Below are 16,108 nucleotides of genomic sequence, written 5' to 3'. Positions count from 1 at the left end.
TTTTACGAATAAACCAACCATGATTTTGACCCAACCAAAAAATGCAATCCACAATGGAACACTAAGAGATGTACCCCAAAATAAACCAGTCAAGAAGTTGTCTTGTCTTTCCATTTTAATCCACTCCCTTTGAAGTTGTAGATTACTATTTTTGATTTTCAATTGTGTTTATTAAACTATAAATGATAACGCTTCCATTAACAATAGGATTATTAGCAGAATTTTTAGTCTTTTATGTTAACTAATAAGATGTCTTTATACCTACTTATTTTGTTTTCCTTACTATAACAAATATTAGAAGTAAAAAAAGTAGAAGCTTGGCAGGGAGGTAGCAAATGTTTTCGACAAATCCCAATGTGAAAATAAAAGTTTATTAAAAATCTCGGGGTCAGACCCCCACTCAGTTAAAGTTTAAAGCGGCAAAGTAAAAGAATCCCTGCTTCATTAGCGGGGATTCTTTTACTTTACATTGCGGGGGGAGCATTTTTTACTCCTTGTTTTGTATTATTAGAAGAATAGTTTAACTAAGAATTATAGAATCCATCTGGTATATTTATTGAAGGAAGAGCGGGCATCCAGACATGTCCGCTTTTTCTTATTTTATTATTAATGGATGTACCCGGTGTTAGTTCATTTTCCGCTTCCATTAAAACCTATGAAATCTCTGACGATTTTTACAGCCAGAATTAAAAGCTACCCCCGATTTATCCCCCTTTTACCAGCAATCAATTTTGTTTGTTCCATAATAGGAGTTGTAACGCCCCATACATACGAATCTCCAAAGTAAGTCAATTCCTCCTCTCGATTTATTAAACTCCTTTTTCGTTTTTAATATAAATATTTTTCGAGCCTCTTATACATGGTGGATAAAAGAGAGTCTATTTTTTTATTCTTCTGTATAATAGTGGAAATTCTAAATGTATAATACAATTTAATTATTCTAATATTTGGCAATACATTTTGATAGTTTAGAAAGAGGGATTAATACATATGGAGAAACGTGAATACCTAATTTAACCGGTATTAGGAGGTATATATTCTATTGCCCTATATGGAGAGGGATTTATATCTATGATCTTGAAGGTAATAAATATATTGACGGTTCTCCGGGTGCAGTAACAGTAAGTATTGGACATGGTGTACAAGAGACTATTAATTGCGATGACGAGCCAAGCACAAAAGATTGGCGCAATTGGTTCATGGCAGGAGGAGGTATATTGGATGAAAAATTATCATTGGTTGGCTTTGATTCCGTTTATAGGTATGCTGGGTGGATCAATCCTTTTTAACAGAATGACCCCATATGTTCTGGGGATGCCATTTATCCTTTTTTGGATTGTATTATGGGTAGTCATAACATCGTTTATATTAGCAGTTATTTTTAGATTTGATTTGGCAAATAAAGGGGGAGATGCGGAATGAATGTTGCACTAATTATGATATTTGGATGCTTACTAATCTCCCTTTATCTTGGAATTAAGGCGAGAAAAGGGAAAAATATGAATCTGGAAGAGTGGGCAGTTGGGGGAAGAGGATTCGGTACAATCTTCACCTTTTTTCTGGGAGCCGGCGAAAGCTTTACAACGTTTACCTTTCTTGGCGCAAGTGGGTGGGCATATTCTAAGGGGGCGCCTTCGTATTACATTCTTGCTTATTTATCCCTTGCGTATATTCTAGCCTATTTTATACTTCCGAAAATTTGGCAGTACGGAAAAAAGCATAATCTAGTTTCACATCCTGACTTATTTGTTTCAAAGTATAAGAGTAAATCGTTGGGTGTTCTCGTAGCTTTAGTCGGGATGCTGCCAACTATTGCGTATATTGTCCTTCAGTTTAAAGGGTTGGGAATTATTGTTTCTGCAACCTCCTATGGAAAGATCTCTCCAGATTTGGCGATTTGGATTAGCGTTATTTCCGTGACGATCTATGTGATGATTTCAGGTATACATGGATCGGCATGGACAGCTGTTATGAAGGACATTTTAGTCTTATCTCTAGTTGTTTTTATCGGAATTTATATGCCTTTTCATTACTATGGGGGTATTCATCCCATGTTTCAAGCTGTTTCAGAAGCGAAGCCAGACTTTTTCACTTTTCCTGAAAAAGGGTTAAATCTTACCTGGTATATTTCAACAGTTTTTTTAACTGTTATTGGCTATTATATGTTTCCTCATACATTTGGCCCAATTTACTCAGCAAAGAGCGGAAATGCTCTACGCAGAAATGCTGTCATTACACCATTGTACACGCTTATGCTCCTATTTATTCTCTTTGTCGGGTTCACCGCCGTGTTGCAAATTCCAGGGTTAGAAGGAGCTGCCGGCGATCTAGCTTTACTGAAACTTGTTACTAAAACGTTTGATCCGTGGTTTGTCGGACTAATCGGAGCCGCAGGATTATTAACCGCTTTAGTACCTGGTTCCGTCCTATTGATGACTGGTGCAACAATCCTTACGAAAAATGTGTATACAGTATTTTTTCCTAATACAACGGATGAAAAGTTATTAATAAAAACCAAGTTATTGGTCCCAGTGTTATCGGCGATTGGTTTATATTTTGCTTTAGATAAGGGGAATTCACTTGTCACACTTTCCCTAATGGCATTTAATTTAGCTACACAGTTTTTCCCGCCATTAGTTGCCGCTTTCTTTAAAAATAGTGTTGTAACCAAGCATGGTGCATTTACTGGAATTATTGTAGGTGTAGGTATCGTTGCATACGTAACAATCACCAAAACATCAATGGCTACACTATTTCCGTTCATGCCGTCATTCATTCAGGATTTAAATATCGGTTTTATTGCTTTGGTGATTAATGCTATTTCAATGGTAATCGTGAGTATAATATCTCAAGCAATGGTAACTGTGAAAGATAAATCACAGACTATTTGATCCTCGAGTATGTGTAACAGGGGCTTTGACGAGTTGTTTCTAGGATGACGTTGAGTATCGGTCATCTTATGTCTGCGGTGACCGACAGGCTATGAAAGTTTTGAGTAGCCTATATAAAACTAAAAATTGACCAATCCGAATTAGGATTGGTCAATTTTAGTTTTACTCATTTGTTTCTATGTTTTTGTTTGTTCCAGGGGCAGACCTCCACTAAAATAAAACCTTAAAAGTGTTAAATAGAAGAATCCTAAAAATTAATTATCAATTCAATAAAAAAATATAACAAGTAAAATTCTCTACATGATAGCAGAATAGAGCTTGGACGGAATGCTTGGGCCCATTGTAGAAATAACCACCGGCAGCCGTTGCAATTATCGCTGTTAGCAATGGGCACAAGTATTAAATCTAGCATACTAGAAAAGGATATGATGAGATTACATGGCTCCAGACCAGTACAGAGATCTAATAAAGAAATTAAGCAAATAGTCTAAGATTCCTATTAAAATCTATTTATTTTCTCCTTTTGTTTATTTATCGGAATTTCAAATCGAATGTTTGTTCTGTCCCTATATCATTATAATCCGCATCGTATGCAGGGTCCAAATCAAACTTGATCGAGTTAATCGAATCTAAGTTACTACTCTTTACTTCGAGAACTACCTTTCCGCTCTTTGTTACGCCGCCCAATAAGAAATTATCGTCTACATCAGAGGAATAAGAACTATCAATTTGCTCACCAGTATTTAAGGCGTACAATCCATTATCTAAATGCCATCGTAATTTTTTAGTTGATGTATTGGTGACTTTAACATCCAAGATAATAGCCTTGATTGGTGTTGAGTATTCATCTTCTTTATACTTTGAATCAATTGTTACCTTGCTGATATGAAGTTTCATAGCTCCTGACGTTTTGTTAAGGTTTACAGTGTACGACTTCTTAGAGGTTGGTGTAGCGGGCTTATAATCTTTTGATGTTACGGTATATTTATTGTTCTTTTTATCGTATGTAACCTTTCCATTGAACCAAGATACTGCATCTTTTAATGGGACATATGCATTATTATTAATGACTTTTATACTAGTGCTCTTTTGTTTCCCATTGTAGAAAAGTGACACCTTTGTTGCAGCCATTGCCCCTAGAGTGAATGAAAGTGATACAGCTCCAGTAATAGCTAATGTTGTTCCAAGCTTTGTAAACTTCCGCATTTGTAGTCCTCCGATTTGTTGGTGTGTCGTTTCATGAGCATAAACTCATGAATACATATTATTTGCTTTGTAAGATGTTAGATATTTATACAACAATTGCTTTTAAATAATCCCTAGAAATATTCTAACGTACTTCTAGTCTATTAGCACTATTTTTTAAAAATTTTTAGTTAGATATTCCTCTTACAACTTTAGGGTCAGACCCCTGCTTAAGGCTCTTTTATATAAAAACTTAGTTCCAAATTACTTTTTGTGGCTGGTTAAATAACTAGGTCTACAAGCCCGTATTTAAAAGAATGGGCTATGGGGTCAGACCCCCAAGCACGTTATAATGATAACAAGCAAAAAATAGATTACTTTGGGATGGCTGATAACTTGAAAACAAAAGCTAGATATCAAACTTGGATTCGAATTTACAAACTACTTATTTTTTTGGTTATTTCACTCATTTTTCTCTGGGTAACATTATTACCTGTTCATTTATATCTGCGAGTCCTGTCAGGGATTTTAGCGTTGCCTTTTATTTATATAGCATTTATCCTTTCTTATTCTGTTTATCAATTCGCAGCATTTGGGGGGAATTATCAGTCAAAAATACATGATTTAATGGTTGCCAAGGTGAATTGGGATGGAAAAGGAAAAATACTAGATATAGGAACCGGCAGTGGTTCACTGATTATTAAACTGGCAAAGACCTTTCCTAATTCCTTTTTAACTGGAATTGATTATTGGGGCGGGAATTGGGAATATTCGAAAGCTCAATGCCACCAGAATGCTGTAATAGAAGGGGTATCGGAAAGGATTGATTTTCTGAAAGCAAGTGCTGCAGATCTCCCTTTCCATGAAGATGAATTTGATCGAATTGTAAGTTGTCTAACCTTTCATGAAGTAAAAGATCGAAGAAATAAAACCGAAGTAATAAAAGAGGCATTAAGAGTGTTAAAACCTGGTGGTGAATTTGTCTTCTTAGATTTGTTTATGGATGAAAAAATATTTGGAGATGAAAAAGAGCTCTTAAATATCTTAAAGAAACATGGGGTATCTGAATTGAATAGCTGCAAACTTGATAAAGTAATGAAATTGCCTAAGCTTTTATTGAACAAAAAAGTATTAGGAAATGCAATGATTTTGAGTGGAAGGAAATAAGAATTTCCTAATTTGGTTGTGATTTCGGGGTCATAACAGGCAACAATATGGATGGGGTAATTGTGACAGTGTTTCCCGGATTAACACATAGGCATCTCAAGGAGGTAAGGATTTGCGGAATGAAAAAAACGAAATGAATGAACAACATTATGTACCAGCACCATTTGGGGTAACACCAGCTTTTAACATAAACCCCATGTTAACTAGGAAATCGGGTATACTTTTTATACACTTAAACAAATAAATTAGAGGAGATTATATGGGGAAAATAGTATCTAGAGGATTGCTAGTTTTGTATTTAGTGATACTAATCTGGTTAGTGTTATTCAAATTACAATACAATATTTTGTCAGTATTTAATTATCAACATAGAAGTCTTAACTTGATTCCATTTGCAGCTCCTTCAATCGTAAATGGAAGTTTCAGAGAGATGATCGATAATGTTATAATCTTTATTCCTCTTGGCTTGCTTTTGAATGTCAATTTCAAAAAAATTGGATTTTTACCTAAGTTTGCTTTGATACTGGTTTTGAGCCTTACTTTTGAATTCATTCAATTTATCTTCGCTATTGGTGCGACAGACATAACAGATGTAATTACAAATGCTGTTGGAGGCCTTCTTGGACTGAAATTATATGGTTTATGCAATAAGTATATTCATAATAAAAAATTAGACAGAGTGATTATTGTTGTTGGTATACTTTTGCTCCTATTATTGCTCTATTACCGTACCCATTTAAGAATTAAATATTCTTAGTTTATTTACTTTGCGAACAGATATTAAGGCATAAGAAAAATCAAAGGCGCAACTGGCTAAAAATCTACTAGTTGTGCCTTTTTGCGCGCAAAACTTCCGATTGTCCCCTGTTAGAACCGTCCCTGTGGATCTTGTGGGATTCGCCCTCTCACAAAATATCCCGCTATAGCAGGAAAACTTTTAAATTCCTTTTTCATATCCCGAAAGGTTAGGACACCATTTCCTCTAGTAAGCTGCAAATCTAGCGGATATTCATGACAGTTCAATGGAGGTTTATGAAATGATTGGATATAGTATTGGATGGCCTCTTTCTGGCTGCTCGCATAGATAAAGGCAAAAGCCTTCTCGTTCATCTTTAGGGAGTAGATGCCCACCTTATGAAATCCTAATACATTGTTTTCAATCATTTGCGCTACTTTCTGATGATCCGCATGGTTTAAGTCTATTTTGGTAGAGTCGCTCTCTAATGAGATTTTTTTCTCCGCTAACAAATGATAGAGGTAATGGGCCAATGAGGATTCCTCATAAAGTATACAATCCTGGTATAGATCCTTCACAAGCATGTGACAACACCTCGTTATTCGATCTTTTCATCCGTGCGCTTATGTTTAAAAGGGCTCAATATAGGCTATTCAAGGGTAAGACTCGGTTTCTTTTCATTCCTCAATCCTTCCTGTATGCTCGTTATAATTCACTCGGATGGTTCCAACCGGACCATTTCGGTTTTTGGAGACAATGATTTCAAGGGAATGATCGTCGATTTCCTTGTCATAATACGCTTCACGGTACAAGAACAAAATGACATCGGCATCCTGTTCCACACTGCCTGATTCCCGAATATCCGACATCATTGGTCGTTTAATTGCCCTTGATTCCACCGATCGATTGAGCTGCGCCAGACAAATGACGGGACAATCAAAATCCTTCGCCATCGTTTTCAGGGATTTGGATATTTCTGTTACCTGCAAATGAGCATTCTCGCCGTAAAATTGACTGGAATGGATCAGGGTTAAGTAATCAATAAAAAGGATTGGTTTCTTGTAGGGAAATTGATGCATCATCTTCCTCGTTTTCGCTCTCATTTCGGCAATCGTCTGTCCGGCTCCATCAAAAATTTGCATATGGGTTTCCGTGAGATCCCCAATCACATCCGACCATTTATTCTTTTGATTTGGAGTAAGCATTCTTTTTGGATCCCGCATTTTTGCCCGGTTAAAGCCCCCTGTAGAAGCGATTAATCGGGATGTGATCTGTTTTTCAGGCATTTCTAAGGAAAAGACGAGGGCAGAAATCCTGCCCAACCTGTCATTTTGGAAAAATGCAGCATCACGTCAGTTTTTCCCATCGATGGTCGTGCTGCCAGAATCGTTACTTCCCCGTTCTGAAAGCCTCCCGTCACTTCGTCGAGCTTTATAATACCCGTTGTCGCACTTTTCGAGGCTGCCTGATCCTCCCAGGGTGCCTCATAGACATTGGCCAGCGCCTGTTGTAAGGACGTATGATCTTCCGCCTTCAATTCGTTAATTTTGTCCAATTCGGCAATGACTTTCGTAATTTCCCAATCATTGATGGCGGCAACGCTCAAGATATTTCGCTTTTCCCGCTCTTTCCACAGTTCAAGAATGAGCTTCTCCGTCCCGCCAAATTTCTCCACATCAGCGTACGATAACAGCTCCGAGAGGTAAGACATTCCACCGAGTGTTTCGAGGTCGGAGAGGGTGGTGAAGGTGACTAAATCAATATTCTTACCAGCCCGTTTTAACTCGGTCATTCTTCGCATTATTTCTTGATGCCGGATACTTTCCAGGTGTTCTGGTTGAATCACAGTATCCTTGAGTAAGTACTCCGCCTTCATTAAGCTTCCCAGGAAAGCTTTTTCAGCAATGCTCATCACACTTCACCTGCCGTAAGGTCGAGTGTAAATTCACTTGGAATGGCTCTTCCGGAAGGAGGCGATCCGGTGAAGGGCTTAGACTTAAATACAGGCTTTTGGTTCTCATAATAAGAGTCAATTTCTTCTATGGTCCGTAAAGATTCATTTTCCCAGTTTTTGAGAATCCCAACGATATAGTTTAGCCTTCGCTTGTTATTGGCATAGGCGATATTCATGGCTTTTAAAATCATTTCTTTCGGCTGTAAAAAGCTAGAATCATCTAACCAAGATAACAGCTGCTCTTTTGCATTTAGGTTCGTAAGCCCAAATCCATTCGTGTCCCAAAACTCAATAATTTCTTTCACTTCTTGATCACGCTGCAAGGGACCTTCTATATCTGGATGATTTCCGGTATTTGGGTAGTAAGTTTTTTTCTGTTGTTTTTCTTTTTCATCTTCTTTTTCTTTTTGTCCACGTATCGTATGACGATACAGAGACGGATCGTCCAATTCTTCACGTTCTGTTCTATATGTATCCTTTTCATTTGAATCAATATCTTCGTTCCAGAAAACCTTCTCTGCTTGGTTATAAAAACTCTCATAAAGGCTTTTTATTTCCTGTCTTTCAATCTATTCCGAAACATAACAGATAAGCGAACGATCCTCGACCTTTTTTAATTCAGAATTAATACAATCCATGACCGGTTTTCCGCCCTTTTGCAGGTTATCCTTCCCCCAGTATTTAATAGCAACTTCTCTTGTTTCAGGATTATAGCGTATCAATTTGTAATCGTTGATGAAACGTTCCATTAATGGATGAATCATCTCAATTGGATAGTCCAAAGCAAAGGCAATTTGTTTTTTGGTAATTCTATAGATTCCAATTTGAGTTGTACGAGAATTCGAAAGCAAATAAATGTAAAAAATTTTTTCCTCCATAGACATTTCTTCTACAGTCGGATTCTCCCAAAAATCAGTATGTAACATTCTATATTTTGCCATTATCCATCACTGTCCTTTCTTTTGATCAAGGGGTTTCCAGGGTGTCCAGGGGGGCGGTTCTAGCGGCTTTTTTGGACCATTAGAACCGTCCCTATGGTCTTTATTGCTTTTTTCGCCCTAGCTCCATGCGCTTCCTCTTCGGCTCTAGAACAAAACAAAGAGGATCTCTTGCAATCCCACAAGTAATCCTTCTAAACTGTTCCGCTGTCTGCAGCTTTGTGTTAAAGGCAGACAGCCTGCAGGGAACAATCAGCATATGTCCGTTCTTAAATTCTACTTGTGTCTTGTTGTAATAGCTGCTCGTCCGGAGGATTTGGTCTGGGTTCAACCAGATGGAATCCTCATTTTTGATTGATCTTGTTGGGAACACGACGATTCTTTGAATCGGATTCACCATAATGGGGCACATATAGGAATCCCCCATGATCCATTTGGATGTTTCCAAGGCCCCTTTGAAATTAAAACCAATGCACCGGATGCTATCATTGAGAATTTGGACAGGGGACTTGTCGACAAGGATGATTCCATCTGTTTGGGTTACCTTTGAACAAAGCTTCGCGAACCGGTCGACATGGCCTTCCATGTACATGAAAGACGGCTTAATGATATGGAATTTTTCCATAAACGTTCCACAACTCCTTCATTTATTTAAAGAAAAGATTACAAACAAAGAGTGAGAGCTGTTCTATTTAAGCGGTTACAAAAGTAAGGGATTAAATTTTGGCAAACGGTTTTATTGCCTGAGGATTTGATACTAACATTTTGGGGTCGAATGTAGGTGCCGAGGCTGAATGTTAAAAAACAATTGAATATCCAATTCTCTTAAACAATTTGATTTTTGTTCCCATTCGCCAAGATAAAGGGCGGCAATAAACATTATGTATGTTGATCAAAAGCCGCCCCATTGAAGATCATTACAACGATTCGGTAGATATGTCTACTAGGTCAATAATTTCGCGAATATCATTGATGCCAAAGAAAGCACAAATCCGCGATATATGGTTTAAATGAATATTTTGTATTTCTTGGCGTATTAATTTACGTATAGTAGAACGAGGAACATCCGTTAATCTGGACAACTCTCTTGAGGACATATTATGTTCCTGTAACAAACTTTGCAATTTGACAATCACTTTCTTTTCCATTTCTCTGCCTCCACTTTTTGAATTCTCTCTCTAGGACAAAAGTAACATAAAAAAAATATCAGTGTGGAATACGCTCATTTCCCATTTGGAAGTTTCTATACAATTGTTCGAGATTTCGTCAAATTTTGCGGTCCACCCTTCGACAACTTTCTTATTCAACCGAATAGAGAAAGTCGGTTATAGGAAGGTGTGTTACTGAATTTAATCAAACGATTGATGAGTAAACGCGTTTGTCGAAAATCATTTAAGATTGTAAGAATTGGTAGAGCATTACTTTATTAGCTTAAATCATTTTAATCGTTGTCTTTTCTGAATGGTTTTCTAGCTTCCAGTGCCTGGTCGGCCATTTCGCCGAGTTTATTGAATAGTAAAGAGGGCTTAACTTCCAGCTTTTCAGCTAGTGTACAAGTTAAATCATAGGTTGGTACAGCTTTATCATTTTCAAGTGCACTTATATGCTTCCGGCTTTTCCCGCATAAGAAGGCAAGTTCATCTGAGGATAGTCGTTTTATTCTCCTTAATCTTGCTAATAATTCACCAAAGGTTTCATTCGGTCTCAAGGGAATTCTCCTTTTTAAGACCATTACATAACCTGGAAACCATTTGCTCCACGTACTGGAGGTTACATATTTTTACCTAAGGAAACATTGTTGGGCGGGTGTTAATTTTGTCCAAACTTTCGACAACTTTTTTGCATTTTTCTGTTTAGAAATCTAATCATTACAAGGGTTTGCTCAGTTTCTAATCAAACGTTTGTGTAGAAGCCCTGTTTGTCGAAATTGGTACAATTTTGAGAGATAAAGTCATAATTGAGAGTTTGGGAGATAAATCGCGAAGAACGGAACGAATTGGTCGACAATAAATTTGCAACGGAACTGAACATTGTTCGTTTTTTCAAAAGGCTTTGCAGAGGTTTTAATCAAACGATTGGTTAAAAATAAAAGCGTAGGATGCTGTCGATTTTTCATGATTGCTGTCATGATTCATTCGATTAGCAGTACCCCATCTCAAATAATTCCTCAAAATAGAGCTCATCAAATTTTTTCGAGAATGCCATAATAGGCAAAGAGATTAAGAGTTTGATTCTATCAACAAATTAAATCATCCCCTTGCATCAAATTGCAAGGGGATCGGTGTCCTCTCAGACTACTACTCATAGACATGATATTAACTATTTAATGAGCGAATATGGTATGTTTTGTTTTCCATTTTTCCATTGCAATAAATAACCAAAAACTATAGATCCCTAATGTAATGACGCAAAGCAGCCACCATTTAATCCAATTCCCGAACAATCCGATTGCCGAGCCTGTAAATACTAATCTCCTGCCATTAATTACAGTATGACGGGCTTTCCAACCAAGAATCATTGTAATGGACCAAGGATAGCAGATTCCTAATGTACATACTGTTACTAAAAAGCCAAGGATTGACCAACCTATATACTGTAGCAATCCACCATCAAAGTAAGACTGCTCCTCAGATTCAGCAGAATAATTTTGCAGAACCTTCCCGTTTGATTCACTCATAATTTTCCCCCAGTTTTCTATTTATGGGAAAATTATACCATGGACAATTGGATCGTTTATAGCAATATTGTCAATAAACGATAGTGACTAATGCCATATACCAACTTACCCATTCAAATTTTAAGACGGAAATGGATCTGAAGGAGGAAGGGGCGTCTGGAATCATGGCATGAAAATTGCATTAATTCATCAAAGAAGCAATTAGTGAAGGAGAAGTAAGATGCCAAGCCCCATTATTATTCGAATTTGTGTAACGATACCCGTGTTGTTATTGTCCTTTGTTCTTTTTCCTTGTACTGCTTATCAAGAGAGTAATAAGGTCATTCGGATTGCGGGGGACAACAATTTCCCGCCATTTGAATACCTAAGTGGTTCTGGTGTATACACCGGTTTTAACGTAGATGTCATGAATGCCATATCCATTCAAACGGGAATCAAGATCGAATATTATCCCATGCCGTGGAATCAAGCGTTAAAGGCACTTAAATCTGGTAAGGTAGATGCCATTCAGGGGATGAAAGACTATCCTTCACGCAGAAAAACATATGCCTTTTCTAATGATTACTTTATAAGTTCCCAAGCTATTTTTGTTTTAAAAGATAATATGTATATTCGGCAGATGGATGATCTGGAAGGGAAGAAAGTCGCGGTGCAAAAAAGCGATGTTTCCAATGATTTATTGAATAAAGTGAACAATGTGCATTTAATTAAAACGGATAATCAACAGGCTGCTGTTCAACTACTCGTAGAGGGAAAGGCAGATGCATTCGTTGGGAATCGAATTACTGGCCAGTATGTTCTGCAAAAAAGCGGAAAGCAGTCGAAAATTAAAATCGTTGGCGATGAAATAAATCCGACGAATTACAGTATTGCTGTTTTACCGAAAAACAAAGCATTATTAACGATATTTAATAAAGGGCTCTCGCAAATAAAAAAGGATGGAACGTATGAAAAAATAGTAAAAAAGTGGTTTGGTGAATACATCATGCCCTCCGCTCCCAGGCTGCAAAAGGTAATCAAATATTTAGAGGTCGGCCTTTTCGTTACAATTATTATCATAACAGCTGTACTTTGGTGGAATCGCATATTAAAGAGGAAAGTAGCAAGTCGGACGAGCCAGATTGAAAGGATAAACAAGAAACTGGAAGAAAAGATGATTCTACTTCAAGAGAATAATAACTTTCAACAGCAGTTATTAAACAGTACCTTAAGCTCATTTGTAACGTTGGATAATAGAGGCCATATATCGATGATCAATCAGAAAGCGATCGATTATTTGAAGCTGAATGAAGATATTGTAGGATTGCCTTTCACCCAAACCATTTTGGAAGACTTTATTTCGAAGGAAGAAATACAGAATGTCTTAGAGAAAAAGGAGATTGTATTGCAGAAGGAAGTAACATGGGAGCCTGTTGTTTCTCTAAAAAGAATCCTAACCTATAGTATTTACCCCATTGTGTCTACAACTGGGAATAGTAAAGGAGCTGTATTAAATTTTCAGGATATTACGAAACAAAAGGAGTTTGAAAAAAAGGTTGCCCAAGAAGACCGCTTACGTTCACTGGGTCAGCTTATGATGGGGATTGCCCATGAAATTCGTAATCCACTGACGTCCATTCTTACTTATACGCAACTGCTGCCGAAAAAGTACGAGAATCTTGAATTCCGCAGCTTTTTTTCTCAACATGTGACAAGTGAAATTACCCGTCTAAATTCATTGATTAATGACTTATTGGATTATTCGCGTCCGAAGAAATCGGAGCCGGTTCTCTTTTTTCTATACCCGATGATTCAATCGACTTTACAGTTATTCAAACAAAAAATCAAAGAAAAAAATTTAGGGATTGTTTTTGAAATGGATGAGGAGCTTCAGGCATATGCTGATGTCCTGCAAATTAAGCAGGTTCTCGTGAATATTATTTTAAATGCGATTGAAGCATTGAAGGAACAGGGGAACTTAACCATTCGCGGGTATTATCAGAGAGAGTTTGCTGTAATCGAAATTGAAGATAATGGAATTGGAATGTCAGATGAAGTGGCATCCAAGATATTCGACCCTTTTTACAGTAAAAAAGTGAATGGGGTAGGATTGGGTTTATTCGTTTCCTATCAGCTGCTAGAAGAAAATCAATGCAGTATAAAAGTAGAAAGTACAAAGGGGAAAGGGACTGTAATGACAGTATATTTGCCATGTCCAAGGAAGGGGCGAGAAGAAAATGCATAATGTAATTATTATTGATGATGAAGCCACTATTTGCCAATCACTTACTTTTGCTTTAGAAGATCAGTACCATGTATATGCCTTTACTGATCCAAGAGAGGCTCTCCCTCTTTTTGAAAGAATAGAAGTCGCCATTGTTTTACTTGATTTAAAAATTGGCGAATATGACGGAATTGAAATTTTAGAAGAAATAAAGCGTGTTTCTCCTGCTACAGTTGTGATTCTGATGACTGCATTTGGAAGTATTCCTTCTTCCGTGGAAGCCATGCGCAAGGGAGCTTTTTCCTACGCTACAAAACCTCTTCACCTTGATGAATTGGAAGTATTAATGGCCAAGGCGGAGGAGTTTTATAATTTACAATCCAAAGTTGAATTTTTAAGTAGTGAGCTTAATAAGATGGGAGAGGCACAGGGGTTAATTGGTGAAAGTTACGCGATTCGTGAAATTCTTTCTCTAATAAAAAAAGTAAAAGATATCGATTCGTCTATTCTCATTACGGGGGAAAGCGGGACGGGAAAAGAAGTAGTTGCCAGGACGATCCATTATCAAAGCAAGCGGAGAAATAAAAAGTTCCAAGTGATTAATTGTGCCGCCATTCCGGGTCATCTTTTGGAATCTGAATTATTTGGGTATGAGAAAGGTGCCTTTACGGGAGCTGTTCAGAAAAAGCAAGGTCTCTTTGTCCTTGCTGAAGGTGGAACTATTTTTTTAGATGAAATAGGAGAAATGGATCTCGGTTTACAAAGTAAGCTTTTGCGCGCCCTTCAGGAACGGAAAGTAATGCCAGTAGGTGGAACACAGGAAATTGACTTCAATGTTCGGATTATTTCGGCCACGAATCGTGATTTGGTAAAAGAAGTGAAGGAGAATCGTTTTCGCGAAGATCTCTATTATCGGCTCAATGTGATTCCGGTTAAACTTCCACCTCTAAGGGAGCGAAGGGATGATATTCCTTTGTTGGTAGAGTTCTTTATCAATCGAATTGGAGACAAAATCGGAAAACCAATTGATGGAATTTCTCGTGAAGCCCTGGAAATTCTAAAGCAGTATTCGTTTCCAGGCAATATTCGTGAGCTACAGAATATCATGGAACGAGCCATTGCTTTAACCAGCTCATCGATTATTGAGAAGGTGGATCTTCCTACGGAAATTCAACTGGAAAATCGTGTTTTTAGCGACAATACATTGATCCCTGTCTATGTAGGTGAAATGTTGGATGAGATTGAAAAAAGAGTCATTTTCCATAATTTAGCTGCGTTTAATGGAAATCGAAGAAAGACTGCCCAAGCGATTGGAATGGGAGAAAGAACATTACGAGAGAAATTAAAAAAATATCGGGAAGATGAGTAGGCGAAAATGGCCGGTCGGCGGTTTTCGCCGCTTTTTTATTTTAAAGAAAAGCTCATTTTTCCTAATGTTACAACTATTCCGAGTTGGCATAATATTTGCATATTAAATAAATGTAAGCGATTCAATTAAATATACAGGAGGTTCCTTATGAAAAGATTGAAAAGAAGTTTAACTGGAATAGTAACACTGGTGCTCTGTCTGACCCTTGCATTGGTTGGATGTGGGAAAGCAGATCAAGCATCCAAACAGGGGCAAAACGGTGATGAAGTATTACAAAAGATAAAAGCAGAGAAAACGTTGGTTGTTGGAACAGATGCAACATTCCCGCCTCTTGAATTTAAAAACGATAAAAAAGAATTTGATGGATTTGATATTGATTTGATGCGTGCAATTGGAAAGGAATTAGGAGCGGAAAAAGTAGAATTTGTCGATACGGAGTTTAAAGGTCTTATCCCTGGCCTAGAGGCAAAAAAGTTTGATGTGGTTGCTTCCGGAATGTATATAACTGACGAAAGAAAGAAGGCCATTAATTTCTCAGATACCTATTACCCAGGCGGACTTTCTCTTTTAATTAAAAAGGATAATCAATCCATTAATAGTATAGAAGATTTAAAAGGGAAAAAAATCGCCGTTCAAATTGGGACAAAATCTGTACAGTTCCTTCAAGAAAACTACCCTGACATAAAAAGAGTAGAAGTAGAGAAAAACGTTGAAATGTTTCTAGAACTTAAAAGTGGACGAGTAGATGCTGTTTTAACTGGCCTGCCGGCAGCCAAGGTATATGCAATGCAAGACAACTCTGTGAAGGTATTGGATAAGACATTAACAAATGAAGAGTATGGATTTGGAATTCGTAAGGAGGACTCCTCTTTTACACAGGCAGTAAATAAAGCATTAAAGACATTAAAAGAGAACGGGAAATACCAACAAATCAGCAAAAAGTGGTTCGGGGAATAAATCGAAGAAAGAGGGGGACTCCTCCTCTTTT

At 37.4% G+C, this 16,108-nt stretch carries 17 protein-coding genes; 7 read left to right on the top strand and 10 right to left on the bottom strand.

The genetic code is table 11. The annotated features are described in order from the left end of the window. Positions 1–1,221 precede the first annotated feature (1,221 nt). Together RCG21_RS00720 and RCG21_RS00715 are read left to right on the top strand one after the other, a co-directional pair. The gene (locus tag RCG21_RS00720; protein WP_133333086.1) at positions 1,222–1,422 is read left to right on the top strand and encodes a DUF3311 domain-containing protein; all 201 of its coding nucleotides are present in this window, start codon (positions 1,222–1,224) and stop codon (positions 1,420–1,422) included. After that, the gene (locus RCG21_RS00715) at positions 1,419–2,891 is read left to right on the top strand and encodes a sodium:solute symporter family protein (RefSeq protein WP_308912716.1); all 1,473 of its coding nucleotides are present in this window, start codon (positions 1,419–1,421) and stop codon (positions 2,889–2,891) included. Before RCG21_RS00720 ends, RCG21_RS00715 begins: the two co-directional genes overlap by 4 nt. 531 nt (positions 2,892–3,422) lie before the next feature. On the opposite strand, the gene RCG21_RS00710 is transcribed toward RCG21_RS00715, so the two are convergent. Further along, positions 3,423–4,097, bottom strand: coding sequence for a hypothetical protein (locus RCG21_RS00710; RefSeq protein ID WP_308912715.1), 675 nt, complete (start codon positions 4,095–4,097; stop codon positions 3,423–3,425). A gap of 363 nt (positions 4,098–4,460) precedes the next feature. Here RCG21_RS00710 and RCG21_RS00705 point away from each other — a divergent pair, with 363 nt between their 5' ends. After that, entirely contained in the window at positions 4,461–5,243 is a 783-nt protein-coding gene (locus RCG21_RS00705; RefSeq protein ID WP_308914231.1) for a class I SAM-dependent methyltransferase, read from the top strand. Between the two features lie 259 nt (positions 5,244–5,502). Beyond that, positions 5,503–6,000: a glycopeptide resistance protein VanZ-A gene (gene vanZ-A / locus RCG21_RS00700; protein ID WP_308912714.1), complete on the top strand. Its 498-nt coding sequence runs from the start codon at positions 5,503–5,505 to the stop codon at positions 5,998–6,000. A gap of 110 nt (positions 6,001–6,110) precedes the next feature. On the opposite strand, the gene RCG21_RS00695 is transcribed toward vanZ-A, so the two are convergent. The 9 genes from RCG21_RS00695 to RCG21_RS00655 form a co-directional block, all read right to left on the bottom strand. Then, positions 6,111–6,563, bottom strand: a complete 453-nt coding sequence (locus tag RCG21_RS00695; RefSeq protein WP_308912713.1) for a hypothetical protein — start codon at positions 6,561–6,563, stop codon at positions 6,111–6,113. 93 nt (positions 6,564–6,656) lie between these two features. Beyond that, positions 6,657–7,265 carry a DnaB-like helicase C-terminal domain-containing protein gene (locus tag RCG21_RS00690; protein ID WP_308914230.1) on the bottom strand — a complete coding sequence of 203 codons (609 nt, stop codon included), beginning with the start codon at positions 7,263–7,265 and terminating at the stop codon, positions 6,657–6,659. Positions 7,266–7,267: 2 nt separating this feature from the next. Then, positions 7,268–7,891 carry a DnaB-like helicase C-terminal domain-containing protein gene (locus RCG21_RS00685; protein WP_308912712.1) on the bottom strand — a complete coding sequence of 208 codons (624 nt, stop codon included), beginning with the start codon at positions 7,889–7,891 and terminating at the stop codon, positions 7,268–7,270. Then, the gene (locus RCG21_RS00680) at positions 7,891–8,382 is read right to left on the bottom strand and encodes a DnaD domain-containing protein (protein ID WP_308912711.1); all 492 of its coding nucleotides are present in this window, start codon (positions 8,380–8,382) and stop codon (positions 7,891–7,893) included. Before RCG21_RS00680 ends, RCG21_RS00685 begins: the two co-directional genes overlap by 1 nt. Before the next feature lie 120 nt (positions 8,383–8,502). Next, positions 8,503–8,874 (bottom strand): replication protein, encoded by a 372-nt coding sequence (locus tag RCG21_RS00675; RefSeq protein WP_308912710.1) that lies wholly within the window; start codon positions 8,872–8,874, stop codon positions 8,503–8,505. A gap of 100 nt (positions 8,875–8,974) precedes the next feature. Beyond that, a complete protein-coding gene (locus tag RCG21_RS00670; protein WP_308912709.1) occupies positions 8,975–9,496 on the bottom strand; it encodes a competence protein ComK in 522 nt (173 codons plus the stop codon). Between the two features lie 292 nt (positions 9,497–9,788). Next, positions 9,789–10,019 (bottom strand): helix-turn-helix domain-containing protein, encoded by a 231-nt coding sequence (locus tag RCG21_RS00665; RefSeq protein ID WP_308912708.1) that lies wholly within the window; start codon positions 10,017–10,019, stop codon positions 9,789–9,791. Between the two features lie 293 nt (positions 10,020–10,312). Then, a complete protein-coding gene (locus tag RCG21_RS00660; protein WP_235824714.1) occupies positions 10,313–10,579 on the bottom strand; it encodes a helix-turn-helix domain-containing protein in 267 nt (88 codons plus the stop codon). Between the two features lie 615 nt (positions 10,580–11,194). Beyond that, positions 11,195–11,548 carry a DUF898 family protein gene (locus RCG21_RS00655; protein ID WP_133333095.1) on the bottom strand — a complete coding sequence of 118 codons (354 nt, stop codon included), beginning with the start codon at positions 11,546–11,548 and terminating at the stop codon, positions 11,195–11,197. A gap of 220 nt (positions 11,549–11,768) precedes the next feature. Between RCG21_RS00655 and RCG21_RS00650 the strand changes: the two genes are divergently transcribed. The 3 genes from RCG21_RS00650 to RCG21_RS00640 all read left to right on the top strand — a co-directional run bounded on the left by RCG21_RS00650 (position 11,769) and on the right by RCG21_RS00640 (position 16,077). Beyond that, entirely contained in the window at positions 11,769–13,772 is a 2,004-nt protein-coding gene (locus RCG21_RS00650; RefSeq protein WP_133333096.1) for a transporter substrate-binding domain-containing protein, read from the top strand. Next, positions 13,765–15,120 (top strand): sigma-54-dependent transcriptional regulator, encoded by a 1,356-nt coding sequence (locus RCG21_RS00645; protein WP_133333097.1) that lies wholly within the window; start codon positions 13,765–13,767, stop codon positions 15,118–15,120. The genes RCG21_RS00650 and RCG21_RS00645 overlap by 8 nt, the downstream gene beginning before the upstream one ends. A gap of 147 nt (positions 15,121–15,267) precedes the next feature. Continuing rightward, positions 15,268–16,077, top strand: a complete 810-nt coding sequence (locus tag RCG21_RS00640) for a transporter substrate-binding domain-containing protein (protein ID WP_308912707.1) — start codon at positions 15,268–15,270, stop codon at positions 16,075–16,077. Positions 16,078–16,108 lie beyond the last annotated feature (31 nt).

The organism is Bacillus salipaludis (assembly GCF_030938565.1).
Taxonomy (GTDB): domain Bacteria; phylum Bacillota; class Bacilli; order Bacillales; family Cytobacillaceae; genus Neobacillus; species Neobacillus salipaludis_A.
The sequence above is the reverse complement of the archived record's forward strand: the minus strand, read 5'-3'. Positions and strand labels throughout refer to the sequence as shown.

Coding starts and splice junctions, on each gene's coding strand:
- RCG21_RS00720 (WP_133333086.1), top strand. CDS start 1,222: ATGAAAAATTATCATTGGTTGGCTTTGATTCCGTTTATAGGTATGCTG.
- RCG21_RS00715 (WP_308912716.1), top strand. CDS start 1,419: ATGAATGTTGCACTAATTATGATATTTGGATGCTTACTAATCTCCCTT.
- RCG21_RS00710 (WP_308912715.1), bottom strand. CDS start 4,097: ATGCGGAAGTTTACAAAGCTTGGAACAACATTAGCTATTACTGGAGCT.
- RCG21_RS00705 (WP_308914231.1), top strand. CDS start 4,461: ATGGCTGATAACTTGAAAACAAAAGCTAGATATCAAACTTGGATTCGA.
- vanZ-A (WP_308912714.1), top strand. CDS start 5,503: ATGGGGAAAATAGTATCTAGAGGATTGCTAGTTTTGTATTTAGTGATA.
- RCG21_RS00695 (WP_308912713.1), bottom strand. CDS start 6,563: ATGCTTGTGAAGGATCTATACCAGGATTGTATACTTTATGAGGAATCC.
- RCG21_RS00690 (WP_308914230.1), bottom strand. CDS start 7,265: ATGCCTGAAAAACAGATCACATCCCGATTAATCGCTTCTACAGGGGGC.
- RCG21_RS00685 (WP_308912712.1), bottom strand. CDS start 7,891: ATGAGCATTGCTGAAAAAGCTTTCCTGGGAAGCTTAATGAAGGCGGAG.
- RCG21_RS00675 (WP_308912710.1), bottom strand. CDS start 8,874: ATGGCAAAATATAGAATGTTACATACTGATTTTTGGGAGAATCCGACT.
- RCG21_RS00670 (WP_308912709.1), bottom strand. CDS start 9,496: ATGGAAAAATTCCATATCATTAAGCCGTCTTTCATGTACATGGAAGGC.
- RCG21_RS00665 (WP_308912708.1), bottom strand. CDS start 10,019: ATGGAAAAGAAAGTGATTGTCAAATTGCAAAGTTTGTTACAGGAACAT.
- RCG21_RS00655 (WP_133333095.1), bottom strand. CDS start 11,548: ATGAGTGAATCAAACGGGAAGGTTCTGCAAAATTATTCTGCTGAATCT.
- RCG21_RS00650 (WP_133333096.1), top strand. CDS start 11,769: ATGCCAAGCCCCATTATTATTCGAATTTGTGTAACGATACCCGTGTTG.
- RCG21_RS00645 (WP_133333097.1), top strand. CDS start 13,765: ATGCATAATGTAATTATTATTGATGATGAAGCCACTATTTGCCAATCA.
- RCG21_RS00640 (WP_308912707.1), top strand. CDS start 15,268: ATGAAAAGATTGAAAAGAAGTTTAACTGGAATAGTAACACTGGTGCTC.